Source organism: Marinomonas sp. TW1 (assembly GCF_001625355.1).
Classification (GTDB): Bacteria; Pseudomonadota; Gammaproteobacteria; order Pseudomonadales; family Marinomonadaceae; genus Marinomonas.
The window spans coordinates 193,426-217,470 of record NZ_JSEE01000003.1 but is presented as its reverse complement, the minus strand read 5'-3'; the positions used below and the strand labels follow the sequence as shown (position 1 = coordinate 217,470).

25 protein-coding genes are annotated in these 24,045 nt (G+C 44.1%); 9 read left to right on the top strand and 16 right to left on the bottom strand.

Annotated features, from left to right (window positions below; translation table 11 throughout):
• Positions 1-92 precede the first annotated feature (92 nt).
• Positions 93-314 (top strand): TA system antitoxin ParD family protein, encoded by a 222-nt coding sequence (locus OA79_RS04160; RefSeq protein ID WP_063331944.1) that lies wholly within the window; start codon positions 93-95, stop codon positions 312-314.
• Positions 307-597, top strand: coding sequence for a type II toxin-antitoxin system RelE/ParE family toxin (locus OA79_RS04155; protein ID WP_063331943.1), 291 nt, complete (start codon positions 307-309; stop codon positions 595-597). Before OA79_RS04160 ends, OA79_RS04155 begins: the two co-directional genes overlap by 8 nt.
• Before the next feature lie 33 nt (positions 598-630).
• Here the strand turns inward: OA79_RS04155 and OA79_RS04150 are convergent, their stop codons facing one another.
• Positions 631-1,065, bottom strand: a complete 435-nt coding sequence (locus OA79_RS04150; RefSeq protein ID WP_063331942.1) for an SRPBCC family protein — start codon at positions 1,063-1,065, stop codon at positions 631-633.
• 170 nt (positions 1,066-1,235) lie between these two features.
• On the opposite strand from OA79_RS04150, the gene OA79_RS04145 reads away from it, so the two are divergent.
• Complete coding sequence (locus OA79_RS04145; protein ID WP_156486213.1) at positions 1,236-1,523, top strand: winged helix-turn-helix transcriptional regulator; 288 nt, start codon at positions 1,236-1,238, stop codon at positions 1,521-1,523.
• Positions 1,524-1,622: 99 nt separating this feature from the next.
• Here the strand turns inward: OA79_RS04145 and OA79_RS04140 are convergent, their stop codons facing one another.
• The 6 genes from OA79_RS04140 to OA79_RS04115 all read right to left on the bottom strand — a co-directional run bounded on the left by OA79_RS04140 (position 1,623) and on the right by OA79_RS04115 (position 6,332).
• Entirely contained in the window at positions 1,623-2,090 is a 468-nt protein-coding gene (locus OA79_RS04140) for a hypothetical protein (protein ID WP_063331993.1), read from the bottom strand.
• Positions 2,091-2,213: 123 nt separating this feature from the next.
• Complete coding sequence (locus tag OA79_RS04135; protein ID WP_063331941.1) at positions 2,214-2,684, bottom strand: hypothetical protein; 471 nt, start codon at positions 2,682-2,684, stop codon at positions 2,214-2,216.
• A gap of 93 nt (positions 2,685-2,777) precedes the next feature.
• Positions 2,778-3,641 carry a hypothetical protein gene (locus tag OA79_RS04130; RefSeq protein WP_063331940.1) on the bottom strand — a complete coding sequence of 288 codons (864 nt, stop codon included), beginning with the start codon at positions 3,639-3,641 and terminating at the stop codon, positions 2,778-2,780.
• A 110-nt stretch (positions 3,642-3,751) separates the two neighbouring features.
• Entirely contained in the window at positions 3,752-4,399 is a 648-nt protein-coding gene (locus OA79_RS04125) for a potassium channel family protein (RefSeq protein WP_063331939.1), read from the bottom strand.
• A gap of 116 nt (positions 4,400-4,515) precedes the next feature.
• The gene (locus tag OA79_RS04120; RefSeq protein WP_063331938.1) at positions 4,516-5,040 is read right to left on the bottom strand and encodes a hypothetical protein; all 525 of its coding nucleotides are present in this window, start codon (positions 5,038-5,040) and stop codon (positions 4,516-4,518) included.
• 272 nt (positions 5,041-5,312) lie between these two features.
• Positions 5,313-6,332 carry an IS110 family transposase gene (locus OA79_RS04115; protein WP_063331937.1) on the bottom strand — a complete coding sequence of 340 codons (1,020 nt, stop codon included), beginning with the start codon at positions 6,330-6,332 and terminating at the stop codon, positions 5,313-5,315.
• A 382-nt stretch (positions 6,333-6,714) separates the two neighbouring features.
• On the opposite strand from OA79_RS04115, the gene OA79_RS04110 reads away from it, so the two are divergent.
• Positions 6,715-7,080, top strand: coding sequence for a site-specific integrase (locus OA79_RS04110; RefSeq protein WP_269447814.1), 366 nt, complete (start codon positions 6,715-6,717; stop codon positions 7,078-7,080).
• 1,565 nt (positions 7,081-8,645) lie between these two features.
• Here OA79_RS04110 and OA79_RS04105 read toward each other — a convergent pair.
• Both OA79_RS04105 and OA79_RS04100 read right to left on the bottom strand, forming a co-directional pair.
• The gene (locus OA79_RS04105; protein ID WP_063331936.1) at positions 8,646-10,127 is read right to left on the bottom strand and encodes a carboxypeptidase M32; all 1,482 of its coding nucleotides are present in this window, start codon (positions 10,125-10,127) and stop codon (positions 8,646-8,648) included.
• Positions 10,128-10,176: 49 nt separating this feature from the next.
• Positions 10,177-11,079 carry a LysR family transcriptional regulator gene (locus OA79_RS04100; protein ID WP_063331935.1) on the bottom strand — a complete coding sequence of 301 codons (903 nt, stop codon included), beginning with the start codon at positions 11,077-11,079 and terminating at the stop codon, positions 10,177-10,179.
• Positions 11,080-11,243: 164 nt separating this feature from the next.
• On the opposite strand from OA79_RS04100, the gene OA79_RS04095 reads away from it, so the two are divergent.
• The 3 genes from OA79_RS04095 to OA79_RS04085 all read left to right on the top strand — a co-directional run bounded on the left by OA79_RS04095 (position 11,244) and on the right by OA79_RS04085 (position 12,908).
• Positions 11,244-11,627: a DoxX family protein gene (locus OA79_RS04095; RefSeq protein ID WP_063331934.1), complete on the top strand. Its 384-nt coding sequence runs from the start codon at positions 11,244-11,246 to the stop codon at positions 11,625-11,627.
• Positions 11,628-11,718: 91 nt separating this feature from the next.
• Complete coding sequence (locus tag OA79_RS04090) at positions 11,719-12,516, top strand: DODA-type extradiol aromatic ring-opening family dioxygenase (RefSeq protein WP_063331933.1); 798 nt, start codon at positions 11,719-11,721, stop codon at positions 12,514-12,516.
• Between the two features lie 89 nt (positions 12,517-12,605).
• The gene (locus OA79_RS04085; protein WP_063331932.1) at positions 12,606-12,908 is read left to right on the top strand and encodes a 4Fe-4S dicluster domain-containing protein; all 303 of its coding nucleotides are present in this window, start codon (positions 12,606-12,608) and stop codon (positions 12,906-12,908) included.
• 81 nt (positions 12,909-12,989) lie between these two features.
• On the opposite strand, the gene dld is transcribed toward OA79_RS04085, so the two are convergent.
• Positions 12,990-14,726, bottom strand: coding sequence for a D-lactate dehydrogenase (dld, locus tag OA79_RS04080; protein WP_063331992.1), 1,737 nt, complete (start codon positions 14,724-14,726; stop codon positions 12,990-12,992).
• 238 nt (positions 14,727-14,964) lie between these two features.
• Between dld and OA79_RS04075 the strand changes: the two genes are divergently transcribed.
• Complete coding sequence (locus OA79_RS04075; protein WP_063331931.1) at positions 14,965-15,585, top strand: phosphoadenosine phosphosulfate reductase domain-containing protein; 621 nt, start codon at positions 14,965-14,967, stop codon at positions 15,583-15,585.
• A gap of 89 nt (positions 15,586-15,674) precedes the next feature.
• On the opposite strand, the gene purU is transcribed toward OA79_RS04075, so the two are convergent.
• The 6 genes from purU to OA79_RS04045 all read right to left on the bottom strand — a co-directional run bounded on the left by purU (position 15,675) and on the right by OA79_RS04045 (position 23,071).
• Positions 15,675-16,541 carry a formyltetrahydrofolate deformylase gene (gene purU, locus OA79_RS04070; protein ID WP_063331991.1) on the bottom strand — a complete coding sequence of 289 codons (867 nt, stop codon included), beginning with the start codon at positions 16,539-16,541 and terminating at the stop codon, positions 15,675-15,677.
• Between the two features lie 114 nt (positions 16,542-16,655).
• Positions 16,656-17,321, bottom strand: coding sequence for a sarcosine oxidase subunit gamma (locus OA79_RS04065; RefSeq protein ID WP_063331930.1), 666 nt, complete (start codon positions 17,319-17,321; stop codon positions 16,656-16,658).
• Entirely contained in the window at positions 17,314-20,331 is a 3,018-nt protein-coding gene (locus OA79_RS04060; RefSeq protein WP_063331929.1) for a sarcosine oxidase subunit alpha, read from the bottom strand. The genes OA79_RS04065 and OA79_RS04060 overlap by 8 nt, the downstream gene beginning before the upstream one ends.
• A 12-nt stretch (positions 20,332-20,343) precedes the next feature.
• Positions 20,344-20,628 carry a sarcosine oxidase subunit delta gene (locus tag OA79_RS04055; protein ID WP_063331928.1) on the bottom strand — a complete coding sequence of 95 codons (285 nt, stop codon included), beginning with the start codon at positions 20,626-20,628 and terminating at the stop codon, positions 20,344-20,346.
• 30 nt (positions 20,629-20,658) lie between these two features.
• Complete coding sequence (locus tag OA79_RS04050; RefSeq protein WP_063331927.1) at positions 20,659-21,912, bottom strand: sarcosine oxidase subunit beta family protein; 1,254 nt, start codon at positions 21,910-21,912, stop codon at positions 20,659-20,661.
• Between the two features lie 262 nt (positions 21,913-22,174).
• Entirely contained in the window at positions 22,175-23,071 is an 897-nt protein-coding gene (locus OA79_RS04045) for a LysR substrate-binding domain-containing protein (protein ID WP_063331990.1), read from the bottom strand.
• Between the two features lie 81 nt (positions 23,072-23,152).
• Here OA79_RS04045 and OA79_RS04040 point away from each other — a divergent pair, with 81 nt between their 5' ends.
• A complete protein-coding gene (locus OA79_RS04040; RefSeq protein WP_063331926.1) occupies positions 23,153-23,803 on the top strand; it encodes a LysE family translocator in 651 nt (216 codons plus the stop codon).
• Positions 23,804-24,045 lie beyond the last annotated feature (242 nt).

Sequence of the window (24,045 nt, the reverse complement as noted above, 5' to 3'; positions counted from 1 at the left end):
AACAACATACTAAGCTGGCCCATTATAAATCAAGTTGCGACAATTGTAGCAACTCGCTACACTTCTTACAGCACACTTAAGGAGATTTAATTATGTCTACTGCAAGTATTCGACTTGACCAAGAGTTAGTTGATAAAGCGGCCATTATGGCTAAAGCCCTAAACCGCACTACCCCTAAGCAAATTGAACACTGGGCTAAAATCGGTGAAATGATGGAAGATAACCCCGATTTGCCTTATGAGTTCGTAAAACAAGCTATCATTGCCAAAGCCGAAAAAGAAGCTGGAAAGCTTGAGGAATACAACTTTGGCTAAGATTACCCAAGTTCTTCAGACAGCCACATTTAAAAAAGCAGTCAAAAAACTACACAAAAACCAAAAAGCGGATCTAGATAGCGCAATCAAAGAACTGATTGAAGATCCGCTGCTAGGACAGCAAAAGAAAGGTGATTTATCCTTCCTTCGCGTGTACAAATTTAAAATGGTGAAGCAACCGACATTGCTTGGTTATAGTTACCAAGATGGCACCGTTACTCTCGAACTTATGGCGTTAGGTTCACATGAAAATTTTTATCGCGATATGAAAAATATCTTCTGAGCTGGCATCAGGCATAACATCCCAATAACGGGCTCAAGCAATTTGCTTTTCCAAATAAGCCTTAAATGCTGACCCAAAAAAGTGATTCCAGCCAGAATTACAAATGCTATAGCAATTTACTTCTGGAGTTAACCCAACATGAGTGAAATGAACATCCGTATTTTCACCCTTACCAATAATGTTGAACCGTAATGTCGTATTTTCCCACTCCTTCCTCATTTCCGGAGTTGTAACTGGGTGAATATGGTCTGCTTGATAGCAAAACAGTTCAACGAGTCTATTTGCTTCTAGCTTAACAACTTCAAAAGACCATGTGGTGCCATCTTCAAATTTTGCTGTTGTTTTATCCCCAATTTTATCTACTGTAGATGTCATATCAGCCCACCAATTTGACATCTCTTTTGTTAGCGCATCAAAAACACGCTTCGGGGTGACTTTGACTGTTATTGTATGTTCGTAATTTTTCACTATTGATTCCTCTTCTGTATTGGAGAAAACAATATACTTAAATCAGTTTGATAATATAAGTAGGCAATAATTTAGTATATAGTATGGTTTTTAATACTATTGGGGTTGAAGGTCGACCTATGACATCGAGAAAAGAAACAACACAATCTGCCGAGAGGACGCTATGTCCAATGCCTCAAATAGCACAACTCATTGGGGGAAAATGGAAATTAATTGTGCTGCAAATTTTAATTTTTCATGGAACTCACAGATTCAATGAGTTACGCCGGAAGATCGAAGGCATCACTCAGGCTATGCTTACAAACCAGTTAAGAGCACTGGAAGAGGATGGATTAATATCGAGAAAAGTATACGCGGAAGTTCCTCCACGCGTTGAGTACTCTGCTACGCAAAAAGCAATGGATTTAAACGAAATGTTTGAAGCAATGCATCGTTGGTGGGTTAAGTATGAAGGCTAACGCAGAGTGCAGTGGCAGTTTATGGAGTGGCGTTTTGTGCTAGCGTAGCGATAAGCACAAAAAGAGCCACGGAATAAACTGTCCAACTGACACGTATTGTTAGCTGCTGGAATTACTCAGCAACTGCTTAAGTACACCATGCAAATAATCCGGCTCAGGGAATAGAGCTTTTGAATAAAGCCAGTTCCTTCTAGGACCTATAGTAAAAGTACCAGTTTTAGCTTTATATCCTGGATTTACATGGTAAGTATTAGTATTCAATATTTCGGCAGTTTGGGTTTTAGTAAGAGTCCACTGCGGGCCTCCCTTACCTTCACGGCTATCCTCAATGCGACAACTCAAACCTTGCTCTGAAACTGACAGCCAAGTTTCTTGTTTAGATGTTTTAAATACAAGAATACTTTTGAGTTTTTCGTCAGCTTCATCATTGACAGCTTCATCTGGCTCGTTTTCAGATGGTTGTTCAGGTGGTTGTAGATATGTTTTATAGCCTAATACAGCCATGACTACTGCTGTTACCGCCGTAATTATCTGAGTGATCACTTGAACCCAATCAGTGAAGGTCATGTTGCAGAACATCCTTTCTCCATTTGGCAGCTAACGCCCTGTTAAGGGGCTGATAATTGTTGGCTAAAATGTGTAACGAAGCGAAACCGAGCCAACTGTTAGCTGTCCCACTTGAACAGCTTGTTAGCAATCAATTGCACTAATTTTCAGCATTTGTTCTTTCATACCATCGAAATAGCAAGGTTCAAACTTATACGAGTAGCCACCAGTGTTATGGTTACTAGGGTACCTCAAGTGCTGATCCATTAACTTAGGCTTAAACTTTTCCATGTGAGCCTTATTCAAATAAGCCTCACCTTGATTCAATTCACTTGGTTCATAATTGGAAAAGTCAAAAGGATGTTCAAGTTGATATTTTTCTTCAACAAAATATTTTTTGTATTCTACTTCAAGATCAGCAATAACATGGATATTTTTAGTTACGCCTTTCTTTGAAAGCATATGCTTATAAAAAAGTTCAACTGAGTGAAATAGCTGATATGCGATAGCATTTTCATATTCAGATGTGTTTTTTAATTCAGATTCAGCTGATACTTTCCCTATTTCAATATAAGCAAGTGCCATATTTAAAAACTGATGATTGGCATTTGACACTGCATCCTCCTTGATTGCTAACGCCCGCAGCAGGGGCCGAAAAACCAGAGCGAAGCGGCGGTTTTTTGGTCCCTCTGGCTGGCTTTGTTAAAGCTATTCTTCATAGCCTGTTACATGCCTATTTTTAATGTTTTCTGATGACTCACCAAATAAAGGCTCAAATGGCTTAAAGTCGACCTCAGGCGACTTTGCTAGCAAATCGAGTAGCTTCTGGTTTCCATTATTTGAGTAGGTCATGATCGACCCATATCTTTTTAAACGCTTTACCTGAATCTTCGTTTTTGCATATCCAGGGAACTCAGAAAGAAAGTCATCAAACTCGACGATTAAGTCATCCGTTAGTTTTATTAGCCTTTCTGTCAAATCAATTAGAATTACAACATTCGCTTGCCCAACAGCAGCTACTGTATCGTCGAGTGATAGGGTGGCATACGCTTTGTCACCGTGGTGCTTTAATAGCTGCTCTTTAAATTGCTGATTGATTCCGTTTCTTTGCTTCCAGAGCTTAAGGATATAGTTGTAATTGCTAACCATTGATCTAATGCGTGGTATCTGACTCCATTTGTGATAGCTCTCTCCATCTTCTTCGCTAGATGGCACCACAAATGAAAGATCTTGATAGCCTTCAGCTATCGGGCTTTCATGAAACAAAATGCTTGGTATCGCGGCTAATCGTTGGAGTGGGTTCTCATTTAGCTCACCGTGATAATTGCCTTTGATAGCTAGAAGAGTTGCCCGTGCTTCTTCAGCAGAAAGAATCCATTTATTCGCCGCATCCATCTTATCTTTTTCAATTTGAATGCCTTCTTGATGCCTGAGAGTTAGGTAGGCTATTCCTGCACCAAGAATGGAAGAAAAGAAAGCACTTGCAATTGGAAAGGCATAGTCTTTGAAATAATTAGGCTCTTGCCTTAATCCATCAATGGCATTTACAAGCAATGTTATTTCTTCGTGCACTAGATCTCCTTTTGGCTTTAACGCCGCCATAAGCGGTGAGTAATAGTTGGCTAAACTGTGTAGCGAAGCGAAACCGAGCCAACTGTTACGAATCCGACTTGATGGCCTTGTTAGGCACCACTATCTGAATTAACTTCAATACTACGACCAGTGTACACAGCAAAACTAACAACTATGAGAGTGAAACCACAAAGTACCTGATAGATAGATAAAAATTGAGCAAATCCATGTGTTGGTGAAATATCTCCATATCCCAGGGTCGTGATTGTAACGCCGCTAAAATAAAGAGCCTCAATATATGAAGTTATTTTGTCACCAAAATAAGATGGAGGTAGTAACATATAAATACTTGCAAAGTTTATAATAAGTTCAATATAGCTTTTCACTGCTAGCTGAATTCTTTCTCCATACTTCAGTTTGCTACGACTTTGCTCTCCATTTAATTTTTCTATTGCATCACGATAGAATGCATAAATTATTTCGTTTGCTCGGGATAATGGATAAAACCAAATGATAAACCCTGCAACCCAAATAAAAGGTTCTTCGAGCCCCTTTTTATATATCTGAGTTGGAGGGTAAAAATATAAACCAAGCGCAATTAATGTGGCTATTAACAAATAGATGATATTGAATTTCTTAATCAAAAGGCCAACATCTTGTTTAGAGTCCATACTTTTAGATTTTTTATAATCTGCAAAAAAGTAAGTTGGCGAAAGCAAAAACTCAACCACATAAATTATAAACTTCTTAATACTCACAACTTCTCCATTTTATTGGGTGCCTAACGCCCGCTTAAGCGGACTAAAATAGTGGGCTAAAATTTGTTGAGGAACGAAACATAGCCCGCTATTTTTGTTCCGTTTTGAAGCGCTTGTTAGGCATTGTTGATTTTTGAATGCAACTCCATGAACTTTTGCTCTATTTCCTTAAAGTAGCAACTTGATAAACTGAAGCTATAACCACCTGTTTTATTGTCACTTGGGTATCTTAAATGCTGATCCATTATTGATGTTTTGAAATTAGCCATATGGGCTTCCGCTAGTTCTTTTTCCCCAATGTTTTCAGGGATTGCTTCATAATTAGAAAAATCAAAAGGATGTTCAAAGTGAAAGTCTTCGGACGTATATAGTTCTGTATACTTGTCATAAAGATTCGTAACATCATGCCCCCAGCACTTACCTTCCTTATTCAAAATTGCGTATTTCAAATAAAGTTCAATTGCATGGAATAACTGATAAGCATTGGCATTCTGATAATCTTCAACGTCAGAGAATGGTGTAACTTTACCAATTGGGAACCACTTTGGAAGACGATCCCATATCCAATTTTTTTTTGATGTTATTTTTCCTATTTCTATATAACACATAGCCATATTGAAATATTGTTCATTAGGGTTCAATTGAGTTCTCCGAAGATGCCTAACATCTATGGACACCCCGATTTTTGCAAGCAAAATCAAGATCTAACAAGAAGCGTTTTGCAGCCATCTATTCGGATTTTTTATAAAGCAATCGATGCTTTTATCCCTGATGAACTCCGCTGACTTGGTTCTAATCATTTTGACGTTTTCAACGAAACGATGTTAGTCCCAGAATTTCCAAGTCACGGTCTTACCTATCTTGTCATCACTCTTTTTTACTAAGCAAAACTTGGTGTATCACTCTTTAAAATTTAGATTGTTTGAGCCTGATATTTTTGATCTCGTGCAAGTATCGCCCAAACAACTCTTACCAATTTGTTGGCTAATGCCACGATGACTTTATTTTTATGCATTCTGTTTAACAGGTTTGTAATCCACTCATAATAAGGCTTTCCCGGTTTAATATGTCTTATGACCGCCCTAGCACCATGAATAAACATTCGCCTTAAATACGAATCGCCTCGCTTACTAATGCCTAGTAATAGTGACTTCCCTCCGCTTGAGTATTGACTCGGTACCAAACCCAACCAAGCAGATAGTTGACGACCAGAATTAAATTCTCTCGCATCACCAATACTTGCCACTAACGCTGATGAGGTTAATCGACCAACACCTGGAATTTCTCTAATAGCCTGACATTGGCGACTTTCTTGGCTTGCTCTATCAATTTGTGTATCTAGGCCACCTAGGTATTTTTCTAAATCCATTAATCTAGATTGCATCGCCTTAATATGATTACACAACATCGTAGGCAGACAATCTTCTACTAAAGCAAAATCTTCTCTAAACCATATCTGTAAGCGAAACCTTCCTGCTGGGATACTGACACCAAATTCCTGCAAACTTGCCCTAATTCGATTAATTAAAGCCGTTCGGTCTCGTATAACACCATCTCGTTCTCGATGAAGTAAAAGCAAAGCTTGCTGCTCTTCACTTTTAACAGACACAAAACGCATATTTGGTCGGCTAACCGCTTCACAAATGGCTTCGGCATCTGCTGCATCATTCTTATTCGTTTTAACATAGGGCTTTACATATTGTGGAGGCATCAACTTCACAGTATGACCTAATTTCCTTATCTCTCTCGCCCAGTAATGGGAGCTACCGCACGCCTCCATTCCAATCAAACATGGCTCTATATTGCTTAAGAAACGAAGAAGTTGATTGCGGCGTAGCATTTTATTAAACAGTTTTTTTTCAGCTCGATTAAAAGCGCATATCTGAAAAACTGACTTGGCTAAATCAATACCAATTGCATGAATCGTATCCATGATGTTCTCTTTTTAAACTGACCTACTCAGTATAGAAGGGGGTGTCCATTTCATTATTTTAATAGTGCGCATGCGCGTTTAGACAATTTCAACATTTCGACAATACCTTTATAAGCAACTGAAAATTAAAGCTTTTATAAAGCTATTAACAAAATCCAAATCTGGAAAAATGAGCATGCGCGTTATTTCATTTATCCAAAGCGCGTTATTTTTGCTGAGGATATCCCTATCCATTGATACTAAAAGACTTTTTATTTTTCTTCCAGCGCAAACGCGCAATACTATGATTAGCTTTTAGGCAAAGCGCGCCAAAAATTGGCAACCCAAAAAACAAACTGTATATTCATACAGCTTACTGGCAATTATTCACAAGGAGTGTGTGATGTCATCCAGTCCGTTTCTTAATTTTATTCGACATGAGTTACGCCTTCGCGGCTATAGCTTAAAAACAGAAAAATCATACCTTTATTGGATCAAATATTTCATTCGATTTCATAAGCTACAACATCCTCAAAACATGGGCGCGGAAGAAGTAAGAGCGTTTTTATCGTTTCTGGCTGTTGAACACCATGTTGCTATTAATACCCAAAAGTCTGCGTTGAATGCTCTCGCCTTTTTGTACAACAAGTTACTGGATAAACCATTGGATGATTTAGGGTTCCAGCATGCTAAACAAGGTCGCCGCTTGCGGCGTCCTTCTTGCTTGATTTGTTATGTGACTTTTTCGCCGAGCTGTAAATGTACTTGAAGGACGTACATCGCCCGGTGCCGTACTCTAAAATAAGTTCATACTCCACATCAGATGCGTTACTGATAATCGCCGAAAACTCTATCATTTGAGATGAGCTACTCGAAGATATCAATGACTTTGATACTAATTCTGAAGACTTGTATACGGATAGTAGAGCATGTGAAAAAGGTTGATCTTGATACACAGGAACAGCCCCGGCACCAAACATGTCGCAGCCATCACAAAAGGAATCCTGACCAGAAACCAAATAAAATTCAATTTCTTTCGGGTCAGAAATGGTCCTAGGCCCAACAATACATGCATTTGAGCTTACAGAAATTAGAGCTATTAAAAGTAGACTTATTCTCATGGTGTTTTCACCTAACATCTATGGACGCACCGATTTTTGCAAGCAAAATCAAGATCTAACAAGAGTAGTTTTGCAGCCATCAATTCGGATTTTTTGTAAACCTTTTAAGCTTTATCTCTGATGCTATTCCAACGAATAAAAGCGCTGACTTGGTTCTAATCATTTTGGCGTTTTCTACGAAACGATGTTAGTTCCAGAATTTCCAAGTCACGGTCGTATCTACATTGTTATCACTCTTTGCTCGAACAGAAATCGGAATGTGCTTTATTTATTGGAATGTGAAGCTAAATCAGGCAGGTAATATCCTTTTCTTTTTATCTATACATCCCTTACGTTTAATTCATGTTAAAGCAGTATTTTGGGGTTTTCCAATAAGAATTACAATTTTTAAACTAGGATTCATTCCGTTGTTTGAAGTTCGCAATTGTCTGATTGCGCTGTGCTTATCAGACCTACACTTGGTGGTTTACTCTGAGTTTGTGTGAGGTTGCTGGACTAACCCCATCCTAGCCTTCCCCTTGAAAAGGGGAAGGAACAAGAGATTTGGTTTGGCTGAAATGCTTTTAAACGAAAAAAGAGGTAATGAGCAACTCAACTGTTGTCAGTTCGACGCGATCCGGATTGCGCGACCTTATGGTCTTCCTAAGTCAGTAACCGAAGACCTTTCTCCGACCATAATAACAGCTCAACACCTTACAATATTCAACCCTGTGCAGACATTGGCAACATCCGAAAGCAATGAGCCCTTATGATTCTGAAAAAGATTTTTTGCGTTCTTTTAAATAAAGAGTTTTGCATCGTTTGGCAAAAGTTACCCGCTCAGCAGAGCGGAAAAATGTTCTCCAACCAAAGCCAATCCGAGGAATCCAGAATAGCCTAAGGAACAGTGAATTTGAGGTTGCTGGACTAACCCCATCCTAACCTTCCCCTTGAAAAGGGGAAGGAACAAGAGATTTGGTTTGGCTGAAATGCTTTTAAACGAAAAAAGAGGTAATGAGCAACTCAACTGTTGTCAGTTCGACGCGATCCGGGATCCTGATTGCGCGAAAGGATTAAAGCGATTTTTTGGTTACTTTTGTGGCGCTACTCTTAAATTCAAAAAAAGAAGTTACCCGCTCAGCCTTTCCCGGAATTAAGAAACGGAAAAAAGCTCCTCAACCAAAGCCAATCAAAGGAACCCGAAATAATTCGGGTCAAGAATAAGCGGAATTTACTACAAATACCGCTCTTCTAAATGCTTTCTAAAATGCGCCGCATTGAGCGTCTCACCCGTGGCGCGTTTGACCAGTTCATCGGTGCTGTGCAGTGAGGCTTGTGACCAGATGTTGTCGCTGAGCCATTGGAAGATGGGGCTGAGGTCGCCGCTTTGAATGGCGGAGTTGATGTCTACCTTTTGCGCCATAACCGTTTTAAATTGCGCGGCATACATAGCGCCAAGTGTGTAGCTTGGGAAGTAGCCGAAGGCACCGTCTGTCCAATGGATGTCTTGCATGCAGCCATTTTTGTAATTGTCTTTGGTTGAAAGGCCCAGGCTGGCTTTCATCTTCTCGTCCCACAATGCGGGTACATCGGTGTGTTCGATGACGCCGTTGATGAGGTCTCGCTCTATTTCATAACGCAGTATCACGTGAGCAGGATAGGTAAGCTCGTCTGCGTCTACACGGATAAAACCTTTCTCTACTTGGGTGTAGATTTTGTAGAGGTTGTCTTCGGCAAATACGGGGTCTTGATGGGCGTTAAAAGCGTCGGCTGACAGTCGAGACAAGTGAGAGATAAACGGCTTGCTACGACCAATCTGCATTTCAAAAAACAGCGATTGAGACTCATGAATGCCCATAGAACGCGCTTCGCCAACGGGCAAGCCAGCAAAGGCTTTCGGTAAGCCTTGTTCGTAGCGGGCGTGGCCAGTTTCATGAACGATGCCCATCAAGGCTTGTACAAAGTCTTGCTCATCGTACCGTGTGGTAATGCGTACATCGGATGGCACGCCGCCACAAAATGGGTGAACGCTCTGGTCTAGTCGCCCACGCTCAAAGTCGAATTTCAGCAATTTCATGACTTCTAAGCCGAGGGCTTTTTGGGTCGCGGTGGAGAAAGTGCCAGATGGCATGATGATGGATTCAGATTGTTGCTTCTCCAATACAGTTTCAATCAGTTCTGGCAGCCAAGTTTTCACGTCACTAAATAAGGTGTTAAGCGATGCGCTTGTGGTGCCCGGTTCGAATTTATCGAGCATGGCATCATAAGGCGTTAGCCCGAGTACTTCGCCACGTATGTTTGCCTCTTCGCGAGACAAGGCGACCACGTCTTGCCAATTCTTCTCGAAGCCCGACCAATCGTTTTCTTGACGCTGGGCGCGCCACGCATGTTCACATTTCGAACCCGCTATGGATTGCGCTTGCACCAAGTCTTCTGGAAGGATGGTCGCTTGCTGCCACTGGCGTTTCATTTCACGTAGGCTGGCTTGTTGTTCAGTGTTTAAGGTTTCTTGCTCGGCGTAACCAAACCAGTCTTCTAGCTGAGGTTGCGTCGATAAGCGATGTATATGCACCGATAGCTCAGCCATGGCGTTGGAACGCGCTTCGCTACCGCCCGATGGCATGTTCGCGGCCGCATCCCATCCAAGCATAGCTTGAGCATGATGAAAGTGGCTGAGTGTTTGGTAGTGTGACGTTAACTTATCGTAATTTGACATGGTTTCGCTCTCTCGTTGCTCAAATGTCGTGACTGCTTTTGAATGCGTTTTAGTCTGTTTCTAAACTGATTTCTAATTTACTAATTAAATGCCATAACTCATTGGCAACGGGCCCTAGGACCTGCCCTTTTACTTTCATTACATAACTTCTTACTTCAATCTGTGTTTTGGTATCGGCAAGTTCGATGGGAACCAACTTGCCATTTTTAATATCGTCTTTCACCATAAAGTATGGCAAGCGTCCCCAGCCGATACCACTTAAACACAAGGTACGCTTACTGTAGAAATCATTCACGTACCATTTTCTTTGGCCTTTTTGCACATCTAATTCGACATTTTTAGTCAAACTCCCTGAGTCCTGCACAACAATCTGATATTCGTCTCTCAAATGAGAAGAATCGGTTAATTGTGGATGCCTTGCTAACATTTTAGGGGCCGCAACATTAATGATGCTTTGTGTGCATATGTGTTTCGTCACTAATTTAAAGCCCTCTAAAAAGCTGGCTTCCGATGCCGAGATAGCGAGCTCCGCTCTCTCATTCACTACGGCATCAATCCCGCCCGTGATGAATTCTTGCTTTAAAATAATCTGCGTTAGAGGAAACGCCTTTTGAATGCTATCAAAGATGGGCGCCAGCCTTTCTAAATCAAACATGGCATCCACCGCTATCACGACCTTTGCTTCGTAACCTGTTTTGAAGTGATTCGCCATTTGACTCAGCTGATCACCCTGATCGAGCACCAGCAGGGCTTTTTGATAGATCAGCTCTCCCTGTTGAGTGAGTTTTAACTTATACCCAGATCGATCCAACAATGAAATGCCAAGGGCCGATTCTAACTGCTGCAAGCCTTTACTGATGGCTGGTTGCGTTTTAAAAAGTCGATTACTAGCACCTTGTATTGACCCCTCTTGGATCACGGCTTTTAACATTTTTAATTGTTCTAATGTCATGAATGACTCTCCATTATTGTTCGATGGCAAGCGCGACGATGACCCGTAACGTCTCAAAACAGTATAACAATAAGTTATGATCTTAATGAAATACAATCAATTTTAATTAATTAGGCATTCTCTATACTAACCAAAATCAACTAACAAAGAGTAAAAGGTGACTTATGACTAAATTTAAAAAGTATGGATTATGGGCTGTTATGATACTAACCGCAGTCGGTTTTTTAGCGGGTGGTGCTGGCAAATTAATGGGTGTACCTATGATGCACAAGTCTTTTGAACTACTAGGGCTGCCTGTTGCTATGGGTTACTTTATTGGTGTCTGTGAAATCGCTGGTGCAATCGGCATCTTTATTAAACGTCTCAGCTCATTGGCCGCTGCGGGCTTGGCGATCATTATGGTGGGTGCGATGTACTTCCATCTTAATTTCGAGCCACAAGGCTTCCCATTTGCTGCTGCGCTGTTCATCTTCTCGATCATTATTTTCTTTGCTCACAAGAAAGACAGTATCTTATTTGCTAACAAGCAAAGCGATCAATTGTCTTAACAGCAGACCTTTCCTCAATAAAAGACGGTCTTATAGACCGTCTTTTATTGGCTAATCATCTTTAAATATCCCAACCTATGTAGGTGTTCTCATGACGGATATTAATCAACCCATTAAATTAATGCCTGTTTTATACGTACCTCATGGCGGTGGTCCTATGCCCCTTTTAGGCGAACCAGGACATAGGGATTTAATCGGTTTTTTAAAAAATATCTCTACCGAACTTCCAACACCCAAAGCCATTTTAATGATTAGTGGCCACTGGGAAAGTCACGTCGCGGCGATCTCTTCTTCACCCAACCCTCAAATGCTCTACGATTACATGGGGTTTCCAAAAGAGTGCTATCAGTACCAGTATTCGGCTGCAGGAAACCCACCTCTGGCTCAACAGATTGCAAGGTTACTCAACGAACACAAAATCGATTGTGTTTTGGATGAAAACCGTGGCTATGATCATGGTACTTTCGTACCACTAATGCTGATGTATCCGAAGGCCAATATTCCCGTTGTGCAATTGTCGCTATTGCGCTCTCTGGACCCTGCGAAACATATTGCATTAGGGCAAGCCATTGCCTCATTACGTGAACAAGGCGTCCTAATCCTTGGCTCAGGCATGTCATTCCACGAACGAGATGGCAGCTATGAACACAGCGCACAATTTGATGATTGGTTAACCGAAACATTGGTTCATACCCCGTCTCAAAAAGCGACGCAACGTTTAGTGAATTGGGCGTCTGCCCCAGCGGCACGAGATTGTCATCGAAGAGAAGATCATTTACTGCCAATGCATGTCTGTTTTGGGGCCGCGATGGACACAACCAAGCATGCTGAAAAAATTTATGCAGGGCTGTTATTTGGCAAGCGGATTGCGGGATTCTTGTGGCGTTAGTTGCTTTGTAGACAGGACGTTGACAGCATTCTCGTTGATCTAACGCATGACATAGATTTGTGAAACCAGATAAACCTGAGGACAGCATTATGAATGATCAAACGTCTCAGCAAAACAAGATTTGCAAGCACGAAGCCGGTGTCATTGTGCCCGTCATTAACCGTAATAAATGCGAAGGCAAAGCGGACTGTGAAGTAGTTTGCCCTAAAGACGTTTTCATTATGGATATATTGCCTAAGTCAGAGCGATCAACACTGTCTTTAGTCGGAAAATTAAAAGGCATGGTCCATGGTTGGCAACAAGCTTTTATGCCAAACATAGATGCTTGTGAAGGATGTGGATTATGTGTTTCCGCCTGCCCTGAAAACGCCATTACGCTTAAGAAACGCTAACCGAATAAAGCGTCGGTTAACTATTCCATAAAAAAAGCCGTTCAACTGAACGGCTTTTTAGTAAAGATGGCGTCTCAGCCGTTATTTGCAACCACAGCCAGTGTGATCGTCATGCGCATTTTGCCAATGCTTTAGTTTGCTGGTGCCGCCTATGCCTGGGTTAAAGCTGTTGGTTGGGTCATTCTGCTTGTAGAAATCACGTAATGATTGCTTGGCAATGTATTCATGACCCACGTTATGCTCGGCTGGGTATTCGGCACCACGGGCATCGTAGCTGGACAAGATCTGCTGTTTCACCGCTTTTCCGTCAACGCCTTTTTTCATTATGTAGTTTTGGTGCATGACGTGACAGAAGAAGTGACCGTAATACATTTTCACGGCAATCTTATCGTCGATTTCCGGTGGTAAGACTTCAAACCAATCTTCTTCATTACGAGGAAAAGCCACATCAATGGTCATGATGGAACCTAGGTCTTTACCATTCATAATGTGGTAACGTGTCAAAGCACCACCGGTTACGAAACGATGCAAGATCGCTTGATCTGCTTCCCGCTCAGTACATTCGAAGTAGTCGCCTTCGTTGTTTTTGAAGAATTCCTGCAAGTAAGCTTGCGCTTCGTCTACCCCAGCGTTTGCGGTTTCTACGATCCAATGGTGCTCGTATTTTTCGCGGAAATCTTCCATACGCTTAGGTAAGTGATTTGGCCAGATCTGACTCATGTACTGCATGATACGGTCAGAAAGCTTACTGGGTAGAAATTTAAATTTACCGGCCCAACGATCCACAGTGCGTTTGATCGCAAACATTTTCGGAATGTACTTGGTGCCCAATTTGTCGATCACCAAATAACTGTCTTTACCGTATTTTTTACTGATGTCATAACTGCTGCTGTGCAGGTATTCACCAGACACAGGCAAGTTATCAAAGGTCGACAACATGTCACGGCGCATTTTTTCCATTACGGCTGGATCATTGGTGCCTATGTAAAACACACTATGTTTTTCTGGGATTGGGAAGGTATCAATACGCACCGCGAATACGGCCAATTTACCCGCACAACCAGATGACTCATATAAACGGCGCTTATCAGCATTAAAACGTGACGGCGTGTCTGCGTCTACATCACGAATACGCTCATGGTATTCATTGTCTGAGGCGCGCTTGTCAGGAAATTGGACGTCGGCTTCTTGGTACGTTTTGTTCTCAAGGCTGGACAAGATTTCTTCCGGTTCTGTCCCCAATTCAATGCCAAGATTATTGACCAGTTGCAGCTCGCCCTCTTCTGTTACTTGTGCGAAGAGAGACAATTCAGTGTAAGCAGGACCACGTTGTACCAAGGCACCACCCGAGTTGTTACAGATGCCACCCACAATGGACGCACCAATACAAGAAGAACCAATAACAGAATGCGGCTCACGACCATAAGGTTTGAGAGTGTCTTCTAGACCAAACAAGGTGCTGCCCGCAAAACCAATGATTTGCTTACCCTGATCGATTAACTGAATGTCGTCGATGCGCATGGTGCTGATAATGACAATCGGGCGATCGTAATCGTTGCCGCTTGGTGTTGAGCCGCCGGTTAAGCCGGTATTGGCGGCTTGCATGATGACAATCACATCGGCTTTGACACAGGCTTGCAGTACTTTCCAGATTTCTACCAGCGAGCCAGGTCGTACCACTGCATAAGCTTTACCACTGCCTAAGCGCATACCTTGGCAATAAGGTTGCTTTTTGTCTTCATCCGTTAAGGTATACTGGCTTCCCACAATGGCCTTCAATTCTGCGGCCAGGTCTAAGCTGAAACTGGTTTTTGTCATCTTTTTGTACTTCGCAACGAGTTGAATGAGGGCGGTTAGTATACCCAACTCCCCCCCCTATAAAAACTGCTGAGGGGGATTTATTGATCGAGCGCAATATCTGGCCCGTTTTTTTAAAAGCTATTCGAATTTTCTTATGCCAATTCCGTCTTGGGATTTTTGATCTTTAGCCCTTTTGTGGTTTGTGTTTGCCCATACAAACTTTTAGTATGCATGTATTCATTTTAGGAGCAGAATTGTGATTGATTTAGACAAAGCCAATGCCGAACTCGAAGGCGCTACGCCACAAGCCATCATTGAATGGGCAATGAAAAACGCGCAAAAACCAATTGTGACGACCAACTTTGGCCCTCACGAAGCGGTTATTTTGCACATGGCAAAGCAAGTGAAAGCGGACATTCCGGTTATCTGGATCGATTCTGGCTACAACGTGCGTGATACTTACAAGGTCGCGGAAGACATCATCGGTAAATTAGAGCTGAACTTAGAAGTGTACACACCAAAAGTCAGTGCGGCACGTCGTGATGCGGCATTGGGTGGTATTCCTAGTGTCGATGACGAAGCCCATGTTGAGTTTACTGAGCAATTCAAATTGGAGCCGTTCCGCCGCGCCATGGCAGAACAGGCCCCAGACATCTGGCTAACCGCAGTACGCAGTGAGCAAACCGAGTTCCGTAAAGACATGAAGGTCATTGAAATGGGCCCGAATGGCGTCATCAAGGTGGCGCCTGTTTTACATTGGAAAGAAGCAGACATGCAAGCGTATCTCGCAGAGCACGACTTACCAACGCCTGATCACTACTTTGATCCGACCAAAGCGCAAGCGGGTCGTGAATGTGGATTGCATACTAAACTGTAAACCCATGTCAAACGCCGTTAAAAAGGGAAGCTTGATGCTTCCCTTTTTGGGTTTGCTGTTTTCTAGCCAGTAAATAATCACACTGAGGTTTATCCGCCCAACACAACGGTGCGTTTATCATTTAAAAACACGCGTTTCTCAACATGGTATTTCACTGCGTGAAACAAGGTCACTCTTTCGATGTCTTGGCCTTTGGCGATCAAATCTTCCGGATAATGGGCATGGTTCACGGTTTGAATGCCTTGCGAAATGATCGGCCCTTCGTCCAAGTCATTGTTCACATAGTGAGCAGTCGCACCGACCATTTTCACGCCCTTCTCCCACGCTTGGTGATAAGGACGTGCGCCTTTAAAACCGGGCAATAATGAGTGGTGAATATTGATCGCTCGACCATCTAGGTACTCACACATACTGGGTGATAAAACCTGCATGTAACGCGCCAGTACCACCAGTTCTGTTTCATATTGTTCGACCAGTTCACGCACTTTGGCTTCTTGTTCCAACTTGGTTTCATGAGTAATCGGCAAGTGGTAATAAGGAATGCCGTGCCATTTGGCTAAGTCTTCCAAATCAGGGTGGTTAGAAATGATCACCGTCACATCGATGTTTAATTGACCAGTACGAAAACGATACAACAAGTCGTTCAAACAATGATCGTATTTCGACACCATGATGGCCACTTTGGGCTTGTGATCAGGCGCCGTCAACGCCCATTCCATATTGAATTGCGCGGCACGCTGAGCAAACTCTTCCGCAAACGCTTGCTCGCTAAAGTTCTCCTGCGGTGGCAAAAACTCAATACGAATAAAAAAACGACCTGACTCTCTATCATCAAAGGAATGAATTTCATCAATGTAGTTTCCAGCTTCCGCCATGTACCGTGTGACCACATCCACCGTGCCGATAATACTCGGGCAACTGGCCGTAAAGATCCAAGGGGCTACGTTTGTTTTCATCACAAAGTCTCTTTTAATTGGGTAAAGCGATGAGCTTTTCAAAGGACAGTCCAAAAAGCCCATCACCACACCATTAGGTGTCTTGAGGAGTTAGCAAGGCAGTAAAGCAAATCCTTAACCCATAACGGTTAAGCCATACTCTTTGCTGGCATCTTGTAGCCACAACCAGAGGTAGTCGGCAAAGCTGCGCCTCACCACCAGCTGGTAAGTTTGCTCTGAAGTACGACAAATGGTCGCGCCACTTTTCGCAAAAATGCTGGAGACAACTTTGCCAACCGGAAATTCACTGTCATGGAAATCAATTGGCGTGGACTTTTTCAATACCTTCACCACGTCATTGCCGGATAACTCAAAGACCGTCATACCGCCGCTCACGTTCACTAACGAAACATGACCACTGACCTCGGCAAAGAAACGCGACTCCAGCTCAAAGGCTTTGTCTTGTGGTACTTGCAATAACCACTCGTCAGGGGAAATCCACATGACGGTCAATTCACCATTAGCAGAAGTGATCGAGGTCAATGGATTACTTGGTAAAGCAACACCTAATATCCCTTCAATGCTGGCCGCTTGTTCTGCATTGGGCGTACAACGCAAGGTCAATAAACCCAATGACAATTCTCGAAACACCACCCCTCCTTGGGAGCCGCTATGTTCCGCAATTTTCGTCAATTCCACGTGATGCAAAGGGCTTTCAAATGGCACATTCGCGTCGGGCAATTGATTCATTACCAACTTGATTGGCGGCTGCTCAAGCGTTTCTTGATTGGTCTCAGACATGCTGACGCTCCCCTTTTGGATCTAAGAATACAGGTTGGCAAATCTCGGCTTCGACCACTCGGCCATCCGCCAATGGGTAATAGACTTTTTCACCGATTTTATCGTGACCACCTTTAACAAAGCCCATGGCAATCGAACGACCTAAACAGGCACTCCAATAACTGGACGTCACATGCCCGACCATTGGCATAGGAATCGGCGCTTTCGGATCAAACACCCCTTGCGCACCTTCTGGCAATACAACATTTGGATCAATGGTTTTCAAACCCACCAGCTGTTTACGGTCAGCACGAACACAATCTTCACGCTGCATGCCTCGTTTACCAATGAAGCTAAAAGGTTTCTTCATGGCCACCGCCCACGGCATGCCCAAATCAAATGGGTGCACTGAACCATCGGTATCTTGACCGGCAATAATAAAGCCTTTCTCAGCACGCAAAATGTGCATGGTTTCGGTGCCGTATGGCGTCAGGTTGAACTCTTCACCTGCTTCAAATAAGGCATTCCATACGTGCATGCCATAGTTGGCTTGTACGTTAATCTCGAAAGACAATTCGCCCGTGAAAGAGATACGGAAGACACGGGCAGGCACGCCAGCCACCGTCATTGGTTTCCAGTCCATGTAGGCAAAATGGTCTTTTGAGACATCGTAATCCGTCAATTTTTCCAACAATTTACGGCTATTCGGACCCGAGATGGTCATGGTGGACCAATGGTCTGTCACCGAGGTGAAGTAGACCTCCATTTCTGGCCATTCGGTTTGGTGATATAACTCCAACCATTCCAACACATGAGCCGCGCCACCTGTAGTGGTGGTCATGAGGAAATGATGTTCGCCTAGGCAAGAAGTCACCCCATCGTCAAACACCATGCCGTCTTCGCCACACATCAAGCCATAACGACATTTGCCAACGGCCAGTTTTGCCCAAGCATTGGTGTACACTCGACCGAGGAATTCACGGGCATCTTTGCCTTGAATGTCAATTTTACCTAGCGTCGACGCATCTAAAATGCCCACGGATTCTCGTGTTGCTAGACACTCTCGGTTCAAGGCTTGTTGCATGGTTTCATTGTCTTTCGGGAAGTACCAAGGACGTTTCCACTGCCCCACATCCTCAAACTTTGCTCCCCGCGCCACATGCCAAGCATGCATGGCCGTGAAACGTTTAGGATCAAATAATTCACCACAGTCACGACCCGCAATGGCACCAAAAGTCACTGGCGTGTAGTTAGGACGGAAAATCGTTGTGCCGGTTTCTGGAATGCTTTTTTGCAAAGCCTTGGCGGCAATCGCCATGCCGTTAATGTTACCCAATTTGCCTTGGTCCGTACCAAACCCCATGGCGGTGTAACGCTTCACATGCTCGATGGATTCAAACCCTTCACGACACGCTAATTCAATGCCGGCCGCCGTCACGTCGTTTTGATAATCCACAAACTGTTTAGGCGCTTTGGAAGTCGGTTTATTGTGTGGAATGTGAAACAAAGCCATGGCTTTGCCTTGTGTCACGTCTTCCGTTGTTGGCACGCTACTGTCGGTGGCTTCTAACCCTAAGTGCGCTAGGGCATCCGCCCCCGCCTGCAAACCTTGTGATAGCGCCGCGTGAGTCGTAAACACTCCATTAATCGCCCCCGCAGTAAGTTGTTTCTGTACTGTTGGCCCTGGTAAGAAGCCTATCGCTTCGTCATCCCACACAGGACGCGCCCCCGTGTGGCAAGACAAATGAATCACCGGACTCCAACCACCTGAGCTGGCGACCGTATCGGCTTTGAGTTTGGCGATGGCGCCAGTGACTTTATCACCCACGTCATTTAAAGGGGCTACCGAAACGCCAGTCACTCGCTTCGAACCTTGCACTTCAATCACGCCTGAGCCGACCATGATGCTGATACCGCGCTCACGAGCCGCATCAATCAAACTGCCCTGTGGATTTTTACGTGCATCGACAATCGCCACCACATGTCGACCCGCATCATGCCAATCAATCGCCGTTTGGTAAGCGCCGTCGTTTGAGGTCATCAGCACCAATTCGTTACCCGGTACCACGCTAAAACGATTAATGTAAGTCGACACCGCACTGGCTTGCATGCAACCCGGTACATCGTTATTGCCAAATACCAATGGACGTTCGTGTGCGCCTGTGGCTAACACCACCCATTTAGCACGCACTCTGTGAAGACGCTGTGCCACCGCGCCATTCGGAGCACGATCGGCAAATTGGTCAGTACAATGCTGCTGAATGGTCAGGAAATTATGGTCGTGATATCCATTTACTTGCGAGTTTGGCAACATCATCACATCGTCAAACTGATTTAACTCTGCAACGACTTCCGCGACCCAGTCCATTGCTGGTTTGCCATCAATGGTTTCTTTACTACTTAATAAGCTACCGCCGAATTCATTTTGTTCATCAGCAAGGATGACGCGAGCGCCACCACGAGCCGCACTTAGTGCCGCCATTAAACCCGCAGGTCCAGCGCCCACAATCAAGACATCTGTGTGTTGGTTCATCTTGTCGTAGCGATCGACGTCTTTTTCTTTCGAAGCACGCCCTAACCCTGCGGCTTTACGGATGTAAGATTCGTAGGTTGGCCACATGGATTGTGGGAACATAAAGGTTTTGTAGTAAAACCCTGGTGGCATCATTTTCCCACCAAGCTTACCCACCAAACCCATAAAGTCCGTTTCCACACTTGGCCAACCATTGGTGGAGGCAGCAACTAAGCCTTGATAAAGAGATTGTTGCGTGGCACGCACATTGGGAATTTGCGTGGCTTCTGTTGCCCCTAGCTGTACCACCGCGTTTGGCTCTTCAGCACCAGCAGCCACAAAGCCACGCGGACGACTGTATTTAAAACTGCGACCAATCACATCGATGCCATTGGCAATCAAGGCGGATGCCAAGGTATCACCGGCATAACCTTGGTAAGAGTCACCGTTAAAGGTGAAGGTTAATGGTTTGCTGCGATCAATGCGGCCGCCATCTTGAAGACGATTTTTCTGAGACATCACCAGACTCCTTTACTCAGCCACAACCGATGGCATTTCGCCAAGCTTGTATACTTCTAAAATTTCATACGTTTGTGTGTTACGCGTAATATTAAAAAACTTGCGACAACCCGCAGCATGCACCCAAAGTTCATGATGAATACCACGCGGGTTTGTGCGGAAATATAAAAACTCACCCCACTCTTCATCACGGCAAGCGTCTGGATCTAATGGACGAGCAATGTGCGCTTCGCCTTTGGCGTGAAACTCTTCTTCTTCACGATATTCACCACAATGCGGGCAAAAAATATGGAACATACTCTTTCTCCAAACTCTAACTTAGCCCAATTAATGCGCCACACCAGCGGCACCGTGTTCATCCACCAGCGCGCCGTTATGAAAACGAAACATCGAAAACGGCTTGGCTAACTCATGCATCTCCCCTTTCGCTAACGACGCCGCAAACACATGACCAGAACCCGGTGTCGCTTTAAAGCCACCGGTTCCCCAGCCACAGTTAAAGAACAGGTTTTTCACTGGCGTTTCACTGATGATAGGACAAGCATCTGGACAGGTATCCACAATACCCCCCCATTGACGGTTCATGCGTACTCGACTGAACACAGGGAACATTTCTACTATGGCTTGAATAGTGTGTTCGATGGTGGGGAAGGAGCCCCGTTGGCCATAACCGTTGTACCCATCAATCCCTGCACCGATGACCAAGTCCCCTTTGTCCGATTGACTGGCGTAACCGTGTACATGATTCGACATCACCACAGTATCCAAAATTGGTTTAATCGGCTCAGACACCAAAGCTTGCAGCGGATGAGACTCTAATGGCAATTTGAAGCCGGCCATTTTGGCTAGCACACTGGAATTCCCAGCCACCACACAACCGACGCGGTCCGCACGAATTTCACCGTAACGAGCAGTTTTAACACCGACTACAGAGCCGTCCTCAATAATCAGGTCCTCTACTTCGGTTTGCTGAATTAAGTCCACTCCATGCGCGTCAGCACCACGGGCATAGCCCCAAGCGACCGCATCATGCCGAGCCACACCCGCACGTGGTTGCCATGATGCGCCCATCACGGGGTAACGAGCGTATTCGGAGCAATCTAATACTGGCACGATTTCTTGAACTTGTTTGGCGTCTAGCACTTCACCGTCGATGCCATTCAAACGGTTGGCGTTCACACGGCGCTCAATGTCACGCATGTCTTGTAAGGTATGACCTAAATTCATACAGCCACGTTGTGAAAACATGACGTTATAGTTGAGTTCTTGCGACAAGCCTTCCCATAATTGCATGGCATGTTCATACAAGTACGCGGCTTCGTCCCAAAGATAATTGGAACGTACTATGGTGGTGTTACGGGCGGTGTTCCCCCCCCCTAAAAAGCCTTTTTCAATCACCGCGACATTAGTGACACCGAATTCTTTGGCTAGGTAATAGGCCGTCGCCAAACCATGACCGCCACCACCCACAATGATGACATCGTATTTCTTTTTCGGGGTTGGGTTACGCCACACCCGCTGCCAGTTCTCATGATGAGTCAAGCTGTGCTTTAACAACCCAAAGCCTGAATAATGCTGCATCAAATCCGCTCCTTACAAAAACAGTAAAACACTGTCATGGGTGGTACAAAATAATTGGCCTATCACTGTTCTGATCAGGCCTTGGCCTACCGCAGATAAAATAGCGCCTAGGATTCGACCTGATAATAGAATCAAAGAAGAGGATTCTTATGCTTGGAAGCGTCCGAGGCATGACAAATTACGACACACCTAAAAGCCTGTCGTAATTTGAACTAGGTGGATAAGACATATTCAGTAGGAATATAGCGACGAATGTGACTGATCAGTCAGATTTCATGGACCCCATTAACCAATCCGTAAACAGTGTAACCCTTTGATCTTGTGCCAGTGAATGAAGGGTTAATACCGCGTACTCATAGCCTGTCGGTTGCAATCCCATCGGGCTAATCAGGCGCTCAGCTTTCAAGTCATCAGACACTAAAGGCGTTGAACCAATTGCCATACCAAGGTGATCTTGCGCGGCCTGCAGAGTGTAAAAGAAGTGATCATAATATTGTTCATTGCGCGCCTGCCAAGTGTGATCCTTTTGTGTCGAAAGCCAATCATGCCAAGCTTGAGGACGCGTTCTACTGTGCAGCCAATTCGCCTGATTGAGATTTTGCTGAATCTGCTCAAGCCAGTACTCTTCACTGCAAACCGGCCCGGCGAACTCAGCACACAACTTGGTAACCTGATAATCTCCCTTGACGCTAAAATCCACACGTCGAATGGCGAGATCACACCCTGATTCTAATAAATCAATTGGCCCGCCCGACATGCGCAGATCAATGTGTAACTCTGGGCAGATGCTTTTAAATTGTCCCAAGCGCGGCATTAGCCAGCGCATCGCCAAACTGGGCTCACAAGACACCACTAAAAAAGGCGAATCAATATCGTGACGATGAATCTCTTCCACTGTTTCCGTTAATGCATCCAAGGTTTGACGACTGGTTTTCCACAAACGCTGCCCTGCTAAGGTTAAATACACTCTGCGATTCTGGCGCTTAAATAATGCCACGCCGATACGCTCCTCTATTTGCGCAACAGCGCGACTGATCGCACCGTGTGTAAGGTGCAATTCTTCTGCGGCTTTGGTGAAGCTCTGCAATCTAGCGGCCGCTTCAAAAGCAAGCAGAGCGTTCAAAGGCGGCAAGCGACCATATCTGTGATTTTTACTCACAATATTCACCATTATTTTTCGTTTTTATTGATCAAACCAATATTTCATAATCCTATTATTCACACAAACGAGAGAAATAGCATGCCTTCTATAAATCATTTTGAACTTTATTCCGTCATAGTGATTACGCTACTGGCGGTCATGAGCCCCGGACCAGACTTTGCCATGGTGTCTAAACTGTCCCTGTTACACGGAAGGCGTGCAGGCGTGCTATGTGCGCTGGGAATTGGCCTGGCGATCAGCGTCCACATTACTTATACCCTGCTAGGGCTTGGCATTGTGTTCGCCAATAATGTTTGGGCATTACAACTACTGCGCTGGCTGGGTGCCATGTATCTAATCTGGCTGGGCGCATCGGCTTTGTGGCCAGACATCAAAGCTCATATTGTCAAACAGCCTCCGACATCAACACCTTGCTCAGAAACCGCGGCAATATCAAACTCGCATTCTGCCTTTTGGTCTGGGTTTGCATGCAATGCCTTCAATCCAAAAACCATGCTATTTATCGTCTCTTTGTTTAGCCAAGTGATTTCGACTGAGACATCCTTACTTATGGAATTGAGTTACGGAGCGTACATTGCTCTTGTCCATTTTCTCTGGTTTGCGATAGTGGCCACGTTATTAACAACGGCTAAAGTTCAACAAAAAAGCGCTGCCTTCAAAGATTGGATCGAGCGAGTCGCTGGCGTGTTATTAATGGGACTTGGCATTAAATTATTGATGAACCATTAACCCGATGAGTACATCCCATTGAGCATAGGACACTGAGCATGGATGCTAATAAAGCTCTGGTGAAACAAGTGACTGAAATAAACACCAACCAGTATTATATATAGGACCAGGTTAATACGACCTTTAGGAAAGGCTATGCTCTCAACATTGACCATTCAGACTTTCTAACAAACATAGAAATATGTATTAAAAAATAAAGATTAAAAAATCTTTTCTGAGAAATCGAAAGCTCTTTGGAATAT